Here is a 15,102-nt window from a genome sequence, read left to right as displayed (position 1 = left end):
AAGCTATAATACAACTCCCAAACGATATTATTTTGCGCGACGATCCCTCACATTAATAGGAGTTACGAAAGTCTTATTATTGTCCCAATTGTTATATACATAGTTCAACACATCGGCAACTTCTTGATCAGACAAAGCCTGTCCGGGCATAACGGAGTTATATTTCTCGCCATTTACGGTTATCTCACCCTTCAATCCGAACAAGACCGCATCGATTGCTTTTTCTTTATTGTTGTTCAAGAAATCAGACTTTGCCAATGGAGGGAATACACCCTTGATCCCTTGCCCCTCACTCTGGTGACAAGCCAAACAGGTTCTGCCAAAGATTGCCTTTCCATCGGCGATGGATTGATTTGGTGTTTTGGCAATAACGGATGTTTTCTTAGCCTTTTTAGGCATATGTTGAATGGTACCTCCTTCTGGCAGATAGATTCCTTCCATGATTTTACCTGAATAGATCTGGTGGTTTTCTTCACCTTCCACTTTCAGCATACCCAAGGCACCTTTGTTGAAGGCACGGAATATGGAGTGATCCACCAAAACCAGGGTACCTGGTACTTCGACCTTAAATTCTACCATGGCGGCACCTCCTGCGGGAATAAGGGTTGTTTGTACATTTTCGTTGATCAGATCCCCGCCTTCCACATGCACCCTATCAAAAATTTCACCGATAACATGGAAGGAGGAAACTAAGTTAGGACCACCATTTCCAACGAAGAGACGGATCGTTTCACCAACTTTTGCCTGTAGTGCATTTTCATTGACCAATGCATTCACATTACCGTTGAAAACTACATAATCAGCTTCTTCTTTGATTGCTTTATTCATATCAAATGCCTGCAAGCCTTGCTCCCCATAGGAACCTTCTGTGTAGAAATCGCCTTGCATCACATAGAATTCCTTATCCACTGGAGGCAATCCACCTTCTGGTTCGACAAGGATCAAACCGTACATTCCATTGGCAATGTGCATACCTACAGGTGCTGTAGCACAGTGATAGACATAAAGACCAGGGTTCAAGCACTTAAAGGAGAATGAAACCTCATGCCCAGGGGCCACCAATGAGGATTCAGCACCACCACCGGGACCTGTTACGGCATGTAGGTCAATATTGTGAGGCAGTTTGTTGTCGGGGTGGTTCTTAAGCAAAAAGTCAACCTCATCCCCTACTCTGGCGCGGATAAACTGGCCAGGAACGGACCCTCCAAAAGTCCAGTAGGTATATTTAACACCATCGACCATCTCACCTTCTAATTCCAATATTTCAAGGCTTACTTTTAGTTTTGCCGCATCTCGTTTTCCGACAGGTTTTGGCACTAAGGGTGGCGAAGTCAGCTCCGCTACGATTTCCCCTTTTACGGGAATCTTGGTCGTATCAACCTGTTTATTTTCTGCAGAATGCTTGCAGGCAGTAAATGCCATGGCAACTCCTAATAGTATACTAAATAAAGTGAATTTGTTTTTCATGTTCCAGCATTATTGTTAATTAATCTTCCTCTTTCTTACTAATTAAAAATACCGCAAAATTGAGTGTTTTTAAATGACACTAACCATACAAAAAAGTGGTCTTCATTACATTTTCATGACAAAAATCCTGACGAAAATCATGCAGCAAAAAAGCTGGCTGAAAACGGAAAAAAGAGGCTTTGGGAGAGCCTCTTTTTTCAATAAAAAATTTATTCAACGGTGTTTAAGGATTTTTGCTGGCGCAAAAATTGAGTCAAAATTTATGGAGAATCTTATTTCGTATTTTCCTCTAATCGGATAGATTTGGGAAATAGGATATTGTTTTCTAGGTGTATATGTTTATGTAGATCTTGTTCAAAGTCGTGAAGCATATCAAAGGCTACGCGATAGGTATTGCAGGCATCTTCTGGCGCAGTATAATTGTCTGTCAATTCAGCAATTTTTGCAAAGCGGCCACCTTCAGTCTCGTGTTCATGGATCATCATGCTGATCGGGTTCTGAACCGAGCCGAATCCTGGCTGAACATAGGCTGCTGGATTTGATTTGGTTTCCTCTAATTTTTCAATGTATGGGAACAGAATCTTTTCTTCTTTTTCCAAGTGATGACCTAGGTCCACTGCACTTTCTTCGAACAATTTATTGATTTCATAGAGCTCTGGATGCCTTTCACCATGTACACGAGCCACTTTATTTAAGTAAGCCAAAAGAACCGGTGTTTTTTCGCGCACATATCTATGATGCGTTTTTACGATATAGGATACCAATAAATCCGAAGGCCATGAATTGAAATCTATTTGCTCGCCTGTCGATTCATTCAATACATTGTTTAGGTCATCCAATAAGCTATCCTTATTGATCCCTTTTTTATCGGCAACTGTTCCAATGGCAACTTGGCCACCACAACAGAAGTCCATTCCATACTTGGTAAATACAGCAGCTGTTTTAAAATTCTTTGCCACTACATTTCCGATTTTTTCATTTATTAAGTTTTCCATGATTTTATTGTTTATTATTTTTAAGTGTTAAATCAAATACAAACCAAGCACATGCAAATACCCCGATAGCAAAAACGATGTCCCCAGGGGTTCGCATCCATTTCAGGAATACCATTCCCGGTTCCTGCATCAACTCGGCCGAACGGGCATACCACATACCCTGCCCAATACTTTCAATGGCTTGCCAGATTCCTACAGGCAGTAAACTGAGGAGCGCCATTCCCAACAATCCAATATTTAAGCTCCAGAAACCAACCTTGATCAGTTTATCATTCCATTTGACATCGCGATAAAGACTTCGAAGAACAAAAAGCATCAACCCAATACCAAGCATTCCATACACGCCGAATAAAGCGGTGTGACCATGTAAAGGCGTGGTATTTAAGCCTTGCACAAAATAAAGTGCAATTGGTGGATTGATGATAAATCCAAAGACTCCTGCTCCCAGAAAGTTCCAGAACGCAACGGAAATCAAGAAATAGATTGGCCATTTGTAATCTTCCAACCATTTGGTGGCTTTTGAAATCTTATAGTTATGATAGGCTTCAAACCCAATGATGGTCAACGGAACCACTTCCAAGGCACTGAAGGTGGCACCCAAGGCCATAACTGCAGTTGGCGTTCCTGAGAAATATAAATGGTGGAAAGTTCCGAGGATACCGCCCGACAAGAATATGATGGTGGAGAACAACACGCTGGAAGTTGCACTCTTAGGCTTCAATAACCCTAAGCGAACGAACAGAAATGCCATAACCACGGTTGCAAATACTTCGAAGAAACCTTCTACCCATAGATGCACTACCCACCAGCGCCAATATTCCGCGATGGCTAAATTTGTCTGTCTGCCCCACATCAGACCCGCTCCATAGAACAGTGCAATGGCCGAACAGGAAATAAGGAACATCACGATCAGGTTCTTTTCTTCGCCACCCTTTTTCAAGATCGGCAGCAATGGTCTCACCATTAAGGCTAACCAGACGAAGAGCCCAACGAAAAGGAAAATCTGCCAGAACCTTCCTAGGTCCACATATTCATACCCTTGATGGCCAAACCAGAAGTTTTGGACCAAGTCCAGTTTCTGCATGACACCGTACCATTGCCCAACCATGGAACCAACCACGATGATCAATAGCGCGATAAAAAGAAAGTTCACGCCGAAGACCTGGAATTTAGGGTCCTTTCCGGAAACTGCTGGTGCAATGTAAAGCCCTGTAGCCAACCATGCGGTTGCAATCCAGAAGATGGCCAATTGGGTATGCCAGGTACGGGTAACTGAATATGGAAGGAATTGATCGATCGGAATTCCGTACAGTCCATCCCCTTCTACGCCATAGTGTGCTGTGACGATCCCTAAACCGACCTGTACCAGCATCAAGAGACTGACTACCCAGAAGTATTTCTTTACCAACTTCATGGATGGTGTTACTCCCTGTCTCAACAAAGGATCTTCAGCTGGATAGAGCAGTTCATCTTCTGCTCCGGCTCTAACTTGCCATAAAACCAATGCACCCACACAAAAGATCAATAAAATGATACTTACTCCTGACCATGCTAATAAGTCCATGGTCATTTCATTGCCCACTAATTTCTCGTTAGGCCAGTTATGGGTATATGAAACCTTAGAACCGGGCCTTTCAGTCACGGTTGCCCAAGTAGCCCAGAAGAAAAAGGCATTTATCTTATGCATCCTTGCTTCATCCTTAATGGAATTCACGGGAATGGCATAATCCTTTCTCAATTGGTCAAATTTGGGATCATTGGTAAATAACCCTTTGTAATATGCTGAAAGTGCCTTGATGGCAGAAACCCGATCAGCATCGATGCTAATGGTATTGCTAGCAGCATCGAAGGTATTCTTCCTGATTTTAGATTTTAAGCGGGTTGCCAACATGGCCTGTTGATCTTCGCCTATTTTATCATATGGTTTAGAAAATTCATTATTTGCATAGATGTCCAATATATGTAAGGCTTCGCGGTGCAACCAATCTGCAGTCCAGTCTGGAGCGACATAAGCACCATGTCCCCAAATGGATCCTACTTCTTGACCACCTATACTTTGCCAAATGTTCTGGCCATCTTTAATATCTTGTTCCGTAAAAATAGTTTCTCCAGATTCATCGACGATTTTTTCTGGAATTGGCGGGGAAACTTGGTAGATCTCATAACCGTAGTATAGCAGTACAGAAAATGACAATACTACCACGAGGATAAAGGCCCACCATAATTTTTTCTCTCTTTTCATTCGTTAAAGGCTTTAGCATGATAAGATGGCCCCATTGCTGGGGACCATCCAAAAAATTGTTTCAAACTATTCGGCTATGATCTTTCCTTTCATTACCGCCAGGTGACCAGGGAATGAACAGATGAAATCATAGGTTCCTGGGCTTTCTAGGGTAAAGTCGATTTTGCTCTCTTCGCCGCCACCAATTAATTTGGTATGCGCTAGAACATCCGTTGTTGCAGGGACATAGTCTGTAGCTTGTGCCTTTATTGCCTCTTCTCCGAACTTAATGGGATCAGTACCTAGTTTCAAAACAACCAAGTTATGTCCCATCACTTCTTTTTTCATGGTACCAACGTGCTTTAAAGTAAGACTGATTGGCTCTCCGGCTTTGACATGTAATTCATTTACATTGAACTGCATTTGATCGTTGCTTTCTACCACAATGGTATTTGAAGTTGCGGAAGCAGCCGATTCAGGCTCAGCTGCAGGAGCAGGAGTTTCGGTTGCTGTTGCTTCGGTAGCATGTGAACTGTGATCGGTAGCATCAGATTTTGGTTGTTCTGAATTGCCACATGAAGCTAAAAATAAGCATGAGCATAATGCAAGAGTTCCAATGTTAAAGGTAGTTTTCATATAATGTGTTTTGTATTTAAGACAAAATTGTCTTTTTTATCCCTTGAAAAAAATTCCATCGGTCACATTTTTCAGTGATGCTAGTAATATTTTACTTTTATTCAACATTAAGGCGAGGATGGAAGGTCATTTACGAGCAGCGCTTAAGGGAGATTGGGCAATAAAAAAACCTTCAGGAATCACGCTGAAGGTTTGATTAGAAAGAAGTATTTATATTTTACTGAATTTCAAGGATTAATTAAGGATTTATCCTGAGCAAATCTTGAATATTTCTACCTGCTGCCTGCATTTGAACGGCAGAACTCTCCGGGATATATTTGATAAGGAGATCAAAGGAAGCATTCTCACGAAATTTATTGAATTCAACTGGATTGGCTTGGCCAGACGCAAGGATTTCATTCCCTTCCCATAATACCTGCAAAAAATTGTTTTTAGTATCGGTATTAAAACCTACTTTATAAGGGGAAATCCGGTATTTTAAATTGATAGTGGGACTACCATAATTTACATATTCCCCATTTTTCACGAGTTCATTCCATTGATAACGGAAGTAATTTGAATAGAAGACGCCATTATCAAGGATGGGATCATTGTATCTCCAATATATAAAGCTGATTCCTTTATTGATGTTGACACTTCCCAAATTAATTTCATTATTTAAATAAGAGAAATTGGGTTTGGTCACATCATAATCCTCCCCTTCTTTTGCAGGAAGGGAGAACTTCACATTTTTAATCAGGAAAACATGTACGCCTGAATTTTGAGTACTGGCTAAGGGATATGAGGCACCCCAGTTATCAAGGTTCTTTGGTCCGTGGATAGTTAGTGTCGATAGATTAAAATAGAGGTCCCCAACTTTACCTATGTTCATGGTTGGAGCTACATTTCCACTCAACAAACTCAATCCGTCTTTTCCATTTTCTCCAGGTTCCCCCTGTGCCCCTTTTAATGAGGTGGGGTTGCCCCATGAATTTGCTGTTTTTGGTCCATAGATATTGGTAAGTGCCAAGTCTATATAATAATCACCAGGATTTCCCAGATTGGCTGCTGGAGGGGTAGTTCCGCTAAGGACCTTTGTTCCATCCAATCCTTTGGTTCCCACTTCGCCTTGTTCACCTTTATCACCTTTATCACCTTTTGGTCCTTGCTCTCCATCTTTAGAGCAGCCTAACATTATGGTGAAAACCACAATGAAGAAAAGTATTCTGTTTTTCATGTTATTAATAGTTAGATATATACAAATATAATAATTAGGATAATTAATTAATATTGGGATATTATATTTCATCACACACGTTTTAATCATGCGTTTCACATTTAGTCCTGCCACTATTCTTTTTCATTCTGTTATAATTAAATCCTATTTTTGCAGGCATGAATTATCTGATAGTAGGATTAGGAAATATTGGAAGGGAGTATGCTGATACTCGTCATAATATAGGTTTTATGGTTGCAGACGAACTGGCAAATCAGGCCGGTACGACTTGGTCGACCTTGAAACATGCTTATTATACCGAATACAAGCAAAGAGGTCACAACGTTTTTGTGATCAAACCTACGACCTTTATGAACCTGAGCGGAAAAGCCGTAAACTATTGGATGCAAGAGCTGAAAGTACCGATCCAGAATGTCTTGGTTATCGTGGATGACTTGGCCATTCCTTTTGGATCATTGCGCATCAAACCTAAGGGATCTGCAGCTGGACACAATGGCCTGAAATCCATTGAAGGTTCGGTGGGCGGACAACATTATGCACGGTTAAGATTCGGTATAGGAGATAATTATCCCAAAGGAAGGCAGGTTGATTATGTATTGGGCCCTTTTGATAAGGAAGAACAAAGGGAATTACCCGCGCTGATCGAACATTCCGTCAAAATGGTGAACAGCTTTATCAATATCGGAATTGAGCTGACCATGACTAACTTGAACACAAAATAAATCCTGGACTCTTCCAGATTCCCTAAAGACTTAGGCATTTTTTTCGTATATTATTAGCATATTTACGCGACATCATATATGGATAGAATACGACCTTTTATTACCATTCCGATTATCTTGGTTTTCTTTATTTGGGGATCGACGCAGGCATTTCATTTATTGAGTGCGGCATCTGATTGGGATGTTTTTGTGGGTGTATGTTTGGCTCTCTTGCTGATTGCCATTCTCTATAAGTTCATTATGTATATCTTAAAAAAATAGACCAACCAATTTATTTATGAAAAGAAATCTTATTGCTTTGGGGGCAACCCTTATTATCGCTTTGCTTGTTTGGATCATTTGCACGGAAAGAATTGACGCCGGATATGAAGGTATCAAGGTCAAACTCTATGGTTCTGAAAAAGGTGTTCAGGATGTCAGCCTTGTTACCGGAAGGGTTTGGTACAATCCAGTCACTGAATCGATCTATGAGTTCCCAACCTATGTACAGACAGTCAACTACGAGAACTTTACGGTAAATGCCAAGGATGGTTCGGTCTTTACGGTTGACCCTACCCTATCCCTGCGCGTATTGACAGGCAGTTCACCGAAGATCTTTACCAAGTATAGAAGACCAGTGGACGAAATATTAAACATGACTTTGGTGAATCACATCAAGGATGTGTATAGAATCGAATTCAACAAATATTCCACGGATTCCATCATCAGCAATCGTGAGAAATTTGAAAATGGCGTACAGGATAAAATGGTGAAGTTTTTGGAAGGCGAAGGCTTTATCTTGGAGCAACTGACTTCAGGTATACAGTACCCTGAATCGATCACCCAAGCTATCAATGCCAAAAATGCCGCCATACAGAAGGCACAGCAGGCTGAAAACGAGCTGAAGGTCGTGGAGGCTGATGCCAGAAAAATGATCGTCCAGGCAGAAGCTGAAGCCAAGGCCAATCAATTGAGGCAGCAGACCTTGTCGCCATTGCTGATTCAACAGCAGTTTATTGAAAAATGGGACGGTTCGACTCCACTTTATGGCAACAGCCCAGTGATCTTTAAGGAATTGAAATAATAAAAAGGCAGCCCTAGGGTTGCCTTTCTTGCCTGATTTGATTTAGTAAATAATAATATTTAATAAAAGTCTTTAGTTGGATTTTGTCCCAATGATCAGCACTCCCTTTTCACCTCTTTTCCCATACAAGGCTTTGCCTCCTTGTGGATCCAACTGATTCAAATATTCTATTTGATTATTATCCAACTTGTCAATAGCTTTCTTATTGGCGATCTTTCCATCGATCACAACAAGCTTATCCTTTAGTCCATCTTTGGATAATGTTCCTCTAACCATGGCAGCTCCAGGTTTGCTATTTTGGGTATGTCCAGGATTACTTATGATTACTTGTGTTATCTCAGAGTCTGGATCGCCTTTTACAGTCATTCTCGCAGGTTCAGAACCTGGTTCTCCTTTTACAGTTATTCTTGCAGGTTCAGAGGAAGGTTGGCCTTTAACGGTGATCCGAGGTTCTGAAACAGGTTTCCCAGAGAAAGTTGTTGATTGGAGATTGTTTTTCCTTGCAAATTCTTTTGTTGTGAACTTGATGGTTGGTTTCCCACCATTGGAATCCTTTATAACATGAACATTCTCCAATTCATTTGGGTTCAGTTTTTTATACTCCTCGTGATCGGACTCTTTTTCATCAATGATAATTTTCGTGTCCTTTGGGATTTCTTGGAGCTGGACTTTTGTAATGACCTTTACAGGCACGGAGTCTGTATCATTATTATTATTCGCCCTCATACCTATAAATTCACCACTAAGCTCTTTGGGGCCTTGAGGACCTTTCCCATCGTCTTCTTTCTTGGTTTCGATAACAATTACTCCGTTTTTGGCCTCTTCACCATAACTTTTTGCATCAGCACCTATTAGAACCTTCGAACTTTTAATGGATTTAGGATTAATCGCGTCTATATTGAAGTTTATAGGTAATTTTTCACCATCAAGTATCACTAAAGGACGCTTACTCGGAGTTATATCAACAAAACGGATAGTTCCTCCAGACCTAGGCTTGCCTTGAATATAGTCTGCAAATGCCCTGGTATTTATAATTTTGATGGAATCAAGGTAGGTCGTATCTTTTCGAGGATGCTGAATCATGACCTTTTTGATCTGTTGATTGAGGTCAGTTTCATTCAAAGTGACCACGACACGTTCAATTTTTGCTTCTGCCTGGTTTACCGTAAAGGTAATACCGGCAATGATCAGGACAGGCAACAGGAACACATACTTTCCAAGTTGCAGTTGGGATGATCGTTTTTTGTTCATCATCATAATGCGCTTTTTTAAGGTTTTAAAATTAAACTGATTGCTGATGCCGACCGAAGCACCTTGCTTGGTGACATTCAGCAACGAGTATTGATAGGTCTGTCGGTCCACACCCTTATCCAGAACTTGTTGATCAGTCAAGAATTCTAGATTTTGACGTACGGCTTTGCGCATATACCATACGAAGGGATTATACCAACAGCACAACAATACTATTTCAAACAACAGAACATCGATGCTGTGATGGCCTTTCACATGTACCTGTTCGTGCTTGAAAATATCATATAGCTCCAGATCCTGGTGCTGCTCTTTGTGCAGATAGATTTTATTGAAGAAGGAAAACGGTGTGATCGGGAAAATGACATTCCTAAAGATATAATCTCGCCATTGGGACGGATTAGAATGCCAATGGATACGCAATAAGCTCCCGAGCTGTATCAGCAGTCTGGTCAACAGGACCAGCCCTCCTAGGGCTACCAGATAGACCAAAAGGTCGCTGAGAAAAAATCCTGCTCCTTCTTTGCTTTCCTCTATTAAAGGAAAATATTCCATGATTATTCCTTGCGGGATTGTAATGCGCTTGGCAAACCAAGCTTTGATGTCCAAGAACGGATAAACAAAGGAATAGATGCTTCCGAAGATAAAATAAACCCTATTGAGACGGTAGAAGGTTAGGTTCTTCAAAAGGACCTGGTACCCTAAATAGATTAAGGCCAGCAGCAGGTTTACTTGGATGATATAGGTCAGTAGAGCTTCCATGTGCTTAGGATTTATTGTTCTTGATCATGTCCATGATTTCTTCCAATTCCTTTTGGCTCAGCTTCTCTTCTTTCACAAAGAAGGAAACCATTTCTTTATAGGAATTCTTGAAATAATCTCCTACAAAGGAATTCATGAATTTTGCTTTGTATTCCTCTGCATTTAATATAGGTTCATATCGCTTTGCATTGGCATATTTAACTGCCTTTACAAAGCCTTTCTTTTCTAGATTGCGGATAGTGGAAGCCAAAGTCGTGTAAGGCATCTCTTTGTCTTTCAAATTATCCAAAATCTCACGGACAAATCCTCCGTTTAATTGCCAGATTGACAACATGGCTTCTTCTTCTTGGGCGGTCAGTTTTTCCATTGCTCTACGTATTTATCACTAAATTACGAACTTTTCGTAGACTTCCAAATAATTTAACATATTTTATCTGTTTGGCTCGCTGGAAATGAACGGATTAGGCTGCCCATTTGGCTAAAAAAGGATAATTAGGGCTATGCGAACAAAGATTTGTCCAGATTGGACAAGTAATCTAATTAATACACATAAATTGTCTTAAAATGACTGTTTTGTGTCATAATTATTCATATTATACATCTGAAAATAGAAATCAATTTTATACATTTGTAAGAATACGATAAAAGTATAAAACACAAATAATACAAGAAATTTGATTATGTCTGAAACTGCATCTATTAACTTAAATGGGTCTACATATGAAATGCCTGTTATCACAGGAACAGAAAATGAGAAAGCCCTAGATATTTCAAAATTAAGAGATTCTTCTGGATACATTACATTAGATCCAGGATTCAAAAACACAGGTTCTACAAAGAGCGCCATCACTTTCTTAGATGGAGAAAAAGGTATCCTAAGATATAGAGGATACGCGATTGAAGATTTAGCAGAAAAATCAACTTTCTTGGAAGTAGCTTATCTATTGATTTATGGCGAGCTACCGACAAAAGACGTATTAGAGAAATTCCGTTCCGATATCAGGGCACAGATGATGATCCACGAGGACATGAAAAACTTCTTCGCAGGTTTCCCATCGAAGTCTCACCCAATGGGTCAATTATCTTGTTTAGTAGGTGCATTGTCATCTTTCTATCCAGAGTCCCTAAACCCTAACCAAACGGAAGAGGAAGAAAATAAAACGATCATCAACCTATTGGCGAAGATGCCTACGATCGTTTCTTGGATCCAAAAGAAATCATTAGGTCATCCAGTTGTTTACCCTAAGAATAACTTCGGTTATATCGAGAACTTCCTGAACATGATCTTTGGTGAAGTGAACCAAGACAAAACATTCGATCCTTTGGTAATCGATGCGATGCATAAATTATTGATCTTACATGCAGACCACGAACAGAACTGTTCTACATCAACGGTAAGAATGGTTGGATCATCCAATGCGAACATGTACGCTTCTATCTCTGCGGGTATCAATGCCCTATGGGGTCCATTGCACGGCGGTGCCAACCAAGCAGTGATTGAAATGCTTGAGGCAATCAAAGAAGATGGCGGTGATGCCGATAAATATTTAGCAAAAGCGAAAGACAAGAACGATCCTTTCCGTTTGATGGGATTCGGTCACCGTGTGTACAAAAACTTCGACCCACGTGCGAAGATCATTAAGAAAGCTTGTGACGATGTATTGGAAAAATTAGGCGTTCAAGATCCTGTATTGGATATCGCGAAGCGTCTTGAAGAAGCTGCCCTGAATGACCAATACTTCATTGACCGTAAATTATATCCAAACGTTGACTTCTATTCTGGTATCATCTACCGTGCATTAGGATTTAACTCAGATATGTTCACTGTATTGTTTGCCTTAGGTCGCCTACCAGGATGGATTGCGCAATGGAAAGAAATGCGTGACAACAAAGAACCTATCGGACGTCCAAGACAAGTATACATTGGCGAGAACCTTCGTCCATATGTAGAGATCTCAGACAGAAAATAAGAAGAAGAAATTCATAATAAAAAGCCCAACCATCGAAAGACGGTTGGGCTTTTATATTGAATGTCAATAATTTTCTACAGCAATGAAAAAAGGCTCCAGAATTGGAGCCTTTAATATTTTATTAAAATCTTTGGATTATTGTCTGATTGAAATACGCTTAACGATTGTTTCTGAGCCTCCAGATACTCTTACGAAGTAAAAACCTTCGGAAAGTTTCTGTTGGGTATCAAAACTTAAGTTCTGCATCCCTGCATCTAAACTACCATTGTGTAGACTTAAGACTTCATTGCCAAGGGCATCCATTACTTTTATCGTAATATTATTTACCTTTGCGAGCTTGAAAGTTACAGAGATTTGTTCTGAGATAGGGTTGTAGAAGACTTTAACATTATTGATAAGCTTGTCATTGTCTTCTTCTTTCGCCTTAATCATATCAAATGAAGAAGGTTCAAGTGTTGAAAAGCTGGAATAATGAGGGGTTGAAACTTCTGAATTAGAAGCCTGCGCAGTGCCTCCTAAGCCGACTAATAGGCATAGGGAACAGATAGCAAGGTGTGATATTTTTCTAAATTCTAATTTCATGTTTCAATATGGATACTCGATAAAGGTTATGGTTTAATCAAATGTAAACAATAATTCGAGAATTCCTAATACAAAAGTAATTAATTTTAGCTTTTTTTCTGGAGTTTTTTAGGGCCTTTAACAATTTTTAACAAGAAAATACGTTGTCGCATTAAAAGTTGTAATTTCGCCTCTAATTTTAGATAAGATATCAAACATAATTAAATATATGTCAGGAGATCATAAACAAAACCTTCAGCGCCTAAGCTGGACAGGTTTATTAATCAGTCTAGGTATCATTTTCGGTGATATCGGTACTTCTCCCCTCTACGTTTTCAAAGCAATTTTTAACAAAGGTGAAATTCAAGAAATCATGATCTATGGTGGTCTTTCTTGTATTTTTTGGACGCTTACCTTGCAGACCACCGTTAAATATGTCATCATTACCCTGAATGCGGACAACAAGGGTGAAGGCGGGATTTTATCCCTTTATTCCTTGGTCCGAAAAAGAGCAAAATGGTTGATCATTCCGGCCATCATCGGGGGTAGTACCCTCCTGGCAGATGGGATGATCACGCCTGCGATCACGATCTCTTCAGCTGTTGAAGGATTAGCCATCAAAACCCCAGGTTTTCCAACCATTCCAGTCGTTGTCCTCATCATTTCCCTGCTTTTTATCATCCAGCGTTTCGGAACGAATATCGTAGGTCGGGTCTTTGGACCATTAATGTTCATTTGGTTCACCACCATTGGGGTTTTAGGATTTTCATACTTAGGGCATAATCCAGAAATCTGGAAAGCCATCAATCCGTATTACGCCTATCAATTATTGGCCAACTATCCCAATGCTTGGTTCATTATAGGTGCAATTTTCCTATGTACCACGGGAGCTGAAGCGCTTTACTCAGATATGGGACATTGTGGAAAATCAAACATCCGCATCAGTTGGATCTATGTGAAACTGATGTTGATATTCAACTATTTCGGTCAAGGAGCTTGGCTATTGGAGCATGTTGGAACCCAGATCGGTGAGGTCAATCCATTCTATGCGATTATGCCAGATTGGTTCATTATATGGGGAGTAACCATTGCGACCATTGCGGCGGTAATTGCCAGTCAAGCCATGATCTCGGGTTCATTCACCTTGATCGCGGAAGCTGTACGACTAAATATTTGGCCTAAGGTGGCTATCCGATATCCAAGTGACCATAAGGGGCAGATCTATGTTCCTTCGGTTAACCTGATCCTATATCTGGGCTGTATGCTGATCATCCTGATCTTCAGGGAATCCAGCAATATGGAGGCGGCCTATGGTCTTGCCATTAACCTGACCTTTATCATGACGACCATCCTGATGACTGTCTTCATGATCAGAAAACGCATTAACCCAATCCTGATTGGCTTATTCGCATCGGTCTACACCGTCATTGAACTAGCATTCTTAGTGGGTAATATCAGTAAAATCGCACATGGTGGTTGGTTGACCCTATTACTTGCATTAACCTTGTTTGTAGTGATGTACAGCTGGTTTGGCGCGAGGAAGATCAAGAATAGATTTGTCAAGTTCGTTAATATCAAAGACTACTACCCTATTCTCTCTGAACTTAGTGAGGATAAAACGGTTCCTCAGTTTTCTTCTCACCTGGTTTATCTGACCAGTGCCAACAATTTAACGGAGGTAGAAGCCAAGATCACCTACTCCATCATCAACAAGAAGCCCAAACGTGCCGATGTGTATTGGTTGGTTCACGTAGATGTAATGGACAATCCGCATACAAGGGAATATAAAGTCACCCAATTGATCCCGGGTAAGCTTATCCGTATAGACTTCCACTTGGGCTTCCGTGAGGAGCAGAAGATAAGCTTATTGTTCCGCAAGGTAGTGGAAGATATGGTAAACAAGGGTGAGATTGATATCACAAGCAATTACGAAACCTTGAAGAAACATAATATTCCAGGGGATTTCAATTTCGTGGTATTGGAAAAAGTGATTTCTAAGACCCACTTCCTGAAATGGAATGAGAAAATCATCCTTGAGATTTATAAGATCCTGAAAAAATTCAGTCTTTCCGAAGAGAAAGGTTTTGGCCTCGACAGTAGCTTCGTAACATTGGAGCGGGTGCCACTGACCATTCCAAACACAGAAGAAGTGAAACTTACTAGATTATAAAAAAAGGCTGCCAATCATTGAAGTGAACCCCAAAAGTTAGACAAAAACTTTTGGGGTTCATTATTTATGGC

At 40.4% G+C, this 15,102-nt stretch carries 13 protein-coding genes; 5 read left to right on the top strand and 8 right to left on the bottom strand.

Annotated features, from left to right (window positions below):
- Positions 1-27: 27 nt before the first annotated feature.
- From nirK to RT138_RS17955, 5 genes are all read right to left on the bottom strand, one after another.
- Entirely contained in the window at positions 28-1,467 is a 1,440-nt protein-coding gene (gene nirK / locus RT138_RS17975; RefSeq protein ID WP_313191765.1) for a copper-containing nitrite reductase, read from the bottom strand.
- 272 nt (positions 1,468-1,739) lie between these two features.
- Positions 1,740-2,462 (bottom strand): iron-sulfur cluster repair di-iron protein, encoded by a 723-nt coding sequence (gene ric, locus RT138_RS17970; RefSeq protein ID WP_313191764.1) that lies wholly within the window; start codon positions 2,460-2,462, stop codon positions 1,740-1,742.
- A gap of 4 nt (positions 2,463-2,466) precedes the next feature.
- Complete coding sequence (locus tag RT138_RS17965; RefSeq protein ID WP_313191763.1) at positions 2,467-4,704, bottom strand: nitric-oxide reductase large subunit; 2,238 nt, start codon at positions 4,702-4,704, stop codon at positions 2,467-2,469.
- 66 nt (positions 4,705-4,770) lie between these two features.
- Positions 4,771-5,319: an azurin gene (locus tag RT138_RS17960; RefSeq protein WP_313191762.1), complete on the bottom strand. Its 549-nt coding sequence runs from the start codon at positions 5,317-5,319 to the stop codon at positions 4,771-4,773.
- A 238-nt stretch (positions 5,320-5,557) separates the two neighbouring features.
- On the bottom strand, positions 5,558-6,535 hold the full coding sequence (locus tag RT138_RS17955) for a hypothetical protein (protein WP_313191761.1): 978 nt from the start codon (positions 6,533-6,535) through the stop codon (positions 5,558-5,560).
- A 158-nt stretch (positions 6,536-6,693) separates the two neighbouring features.
- On the opposite strand from RT138_RS17955, the gene pth reads away from it, so the two are divergent.
- The 3 genes from pth (at position 6,694) to RT138_RS17940 (ending at position 8,320) form a co-directional block, all read left to right on the top strand.
- Positions 6,694-7,257 (top strand): aminoacyl-tRNA hydrolase, encoded by a 564-nt coding sequence (pth, locus tag RT138_RS17950; protein ID WP_094257774.1) that lies wholly within the window; start codon positions 6,694-6,696, stop codon positions 7,255-7,257.
- Positions 7,258-7,335: 78 nt separating this feature from the next.
- Complete coding sequence (locus RT138_RS17945; RefSeq protein ID WP_093101669.1) at positions 7,336-7,518, top strand: hypothetical protein; 183 nt, start codon at positions 7,336-7,338, stop codon at positions 7,516-7,518.
- A 16-nt stretch (positions 7,519-7,534) separates the two neighbouring features.
- Positions 7,535-8,320: a prohibitin family protein gene (locus tag RT138_RS17940; RefSeq protein ID WP_313191760.1), complete on the top strand. Its 786-nt coding sequence runs from the start codon at positions 7,535-7,537 to the stop codon at positions 8,318-8,320.
- Between the two features lie 72 nt (positions 8,321-8,392).
- Here RT138_RS17940 and RT138_RS17935 read toward each other — a convergent pair whose 3' ends face one another.
- Together RT138_RS17935 and RT138_RS17930 are read right to left on the bottom strand one after the other, a co-directional pair.
- A complete protein-coding gene (locus RT138_RS17935; protein WP_313191759.1) occupies positions 8,393-10,330 on the bottom strand; it encodes a M56 family metallopeptidase in 1,938 nt (645 codons plus the stop codon).
- 4 nt (positions 10,331-10,334) lie between these two features.
- Positions 10,335-10,697: a BlaI/MecI/CopY family transcriptional regulator gene (locus RT138_RS17930; RefSeq protein ID WP_313191758.1), complete on the bottom strand. Its 363-nt coding sequence runs from the start codon at positions 10,695-10,697 to the stop codon at positions 10,335-10,337.
- Between the two features lie 313 nt (positions 10,698-11,010).
- Between RT138_RS17930 and RT138_RS17925 the strand changes: the two genes are divergently transcribed.
- Positions 11,011-12,300, top strand: coding sequence for a citrate synthase (locus RT138_RS17925; protein WP_093100208.1), 1,290 nt, complete (start codon positions 11,011-11,013; stop codon positions 12,298-12,300).
- A gap of 135 nt (positions 12,301-12,435) precedes the next feature.
- Here RT138_RS17925 and RT138_RS17920 read toward each other — a convergent pair whose 3' ends face one another.
- Positions 12,436-12,882: a T9SS type A sorting domain-containing protein gene (locus RT138_RS17920; protein WP_185213432.1), complete on the bottom strand. Its 447-nt coding sequence runs from the start codon at positions 12,880-12,882 to the stop codon at positions 12,436-12,438.
- A gap of 208 nt (positions 12,883-13,090) precedes the next feature.
- Between RT138_RS17920 and RT138_RS17915 the strand changes: the two genes are divergently transcribed.
- The gene (locus RT138_RS17915) at positions 13,091-15,031 is read left to right on the top strand and encodes a KUP/HAK/KT family potassium transporter (RefSeq protein WP_313191757.1); all 1,941 of its coding nucleotides are present in this window, start codon (positions 13,091-13,093) and stop codon (positions 15,029-15,031) included.
- Positions 15,032-15,102 lie beyond the last annotated feature (71 nt).

The organism is Sphingobacterium sp. (assembly GCF_032065005.1).
Classification (GTDB): Bacteria; Bacteroidota; Bacteroidia; order Sphingobacteriales; family Sphingobacteriaceae; genus Sphingobacterium.
Note: the sequence above shows the minus strand (reverse complement) of the source record. Positions and strands in the feature narration are given on the sequence as shown.

Bases quoted from the DNA above. Each gene is read 5' to 3' on its own strand.
- ric (WP_313191764.1), bottom strand. From the start codon at position 2,462: ATGGAAAACTTAATAAATGAAAAAATCGGAAATGTAGTGGCAAAGAAT.
- RT138_RS17935 (WP_313191759.1), bottom strand. From the start codon at position 10,330: ATGGAAGCTCTACTGACCTATATCATCCAAGTAAACCTGCTGCTGGCC.
- pth (WP_094257774.1), top strand. From the start codon at position 6,694: ATGAATTATCTGATAGTAGGATTAGGAAATATTGGAAGGGAGTATGCT.
- RT138_RS17945 (WP_093101669.1), top strand. From the start codon at position 7,336: ATGGATAGAATACGACCTTTTATTACCATTCCGATTATCTTGGTTTTC.
- RT138_RS17965 (WP_313191763.1), bottom strand. From the start codon at position 4,704: ATGAAAAGAGAGAAAAAATTATGGTGGGCCTTTATCCTCGTGGTAGTA.
- RT138_RS17915 (WP_313191757.1), top strand. From the start codon at position 13,091: ATGTCAGGAGATCATAAACAAAACCTTCAGCGCCTAAGCTGGACAGGT.
- RT138_RS17930 (WP_313191758.1), bottom strand. From the start codon at position 10,697: ATGGAAAAACTGACCGCCCAAGAAGAAGAAGCCATGTTGTCAATCTGG.
- RT138_RS17960 (WP_313191762.1), bottom strand. From the start codon at position 5,319: ATGAAAACTACCTTTAACATTGGAACTCTTGCATTATGCTCATGCTTA.
- RT138_RS17925 (WP_093100208.1), top strand. From the start codon at position 11,011: ATGTCTGAAACTGCATCTATTAACTTAAATGGGTCTACATATGAAATG.
- RT138_RS17955 (WP_313191761.1), bottom strand. From the start codon at position 6,535: ATGAAAAACAGAATACTTTTCTTCATTGTGGTTTTCACCATAATGTTA.
- nirK (WP_313191765.1), bottom strand. From the start codon at position 1,467: ATGAAAAACAAATTCACTTTATTTAGTATACTATTAGGAGTTGCCATG.
- RT138_RS17920 (WP_185213432.1), bottom strand. From the start codon at position 12,882: ATGAAATTAGAATTTAGAAAAATATCACACCTTGCTATCTGTTCCCTA.
- RT138_RS17940 (WP_313191760.1), top strand. From the start codon at position 7,535: ATGAAAAGAAATCTTATTGCTTTGGGGGCAACCCTTATTATCGCTTTG.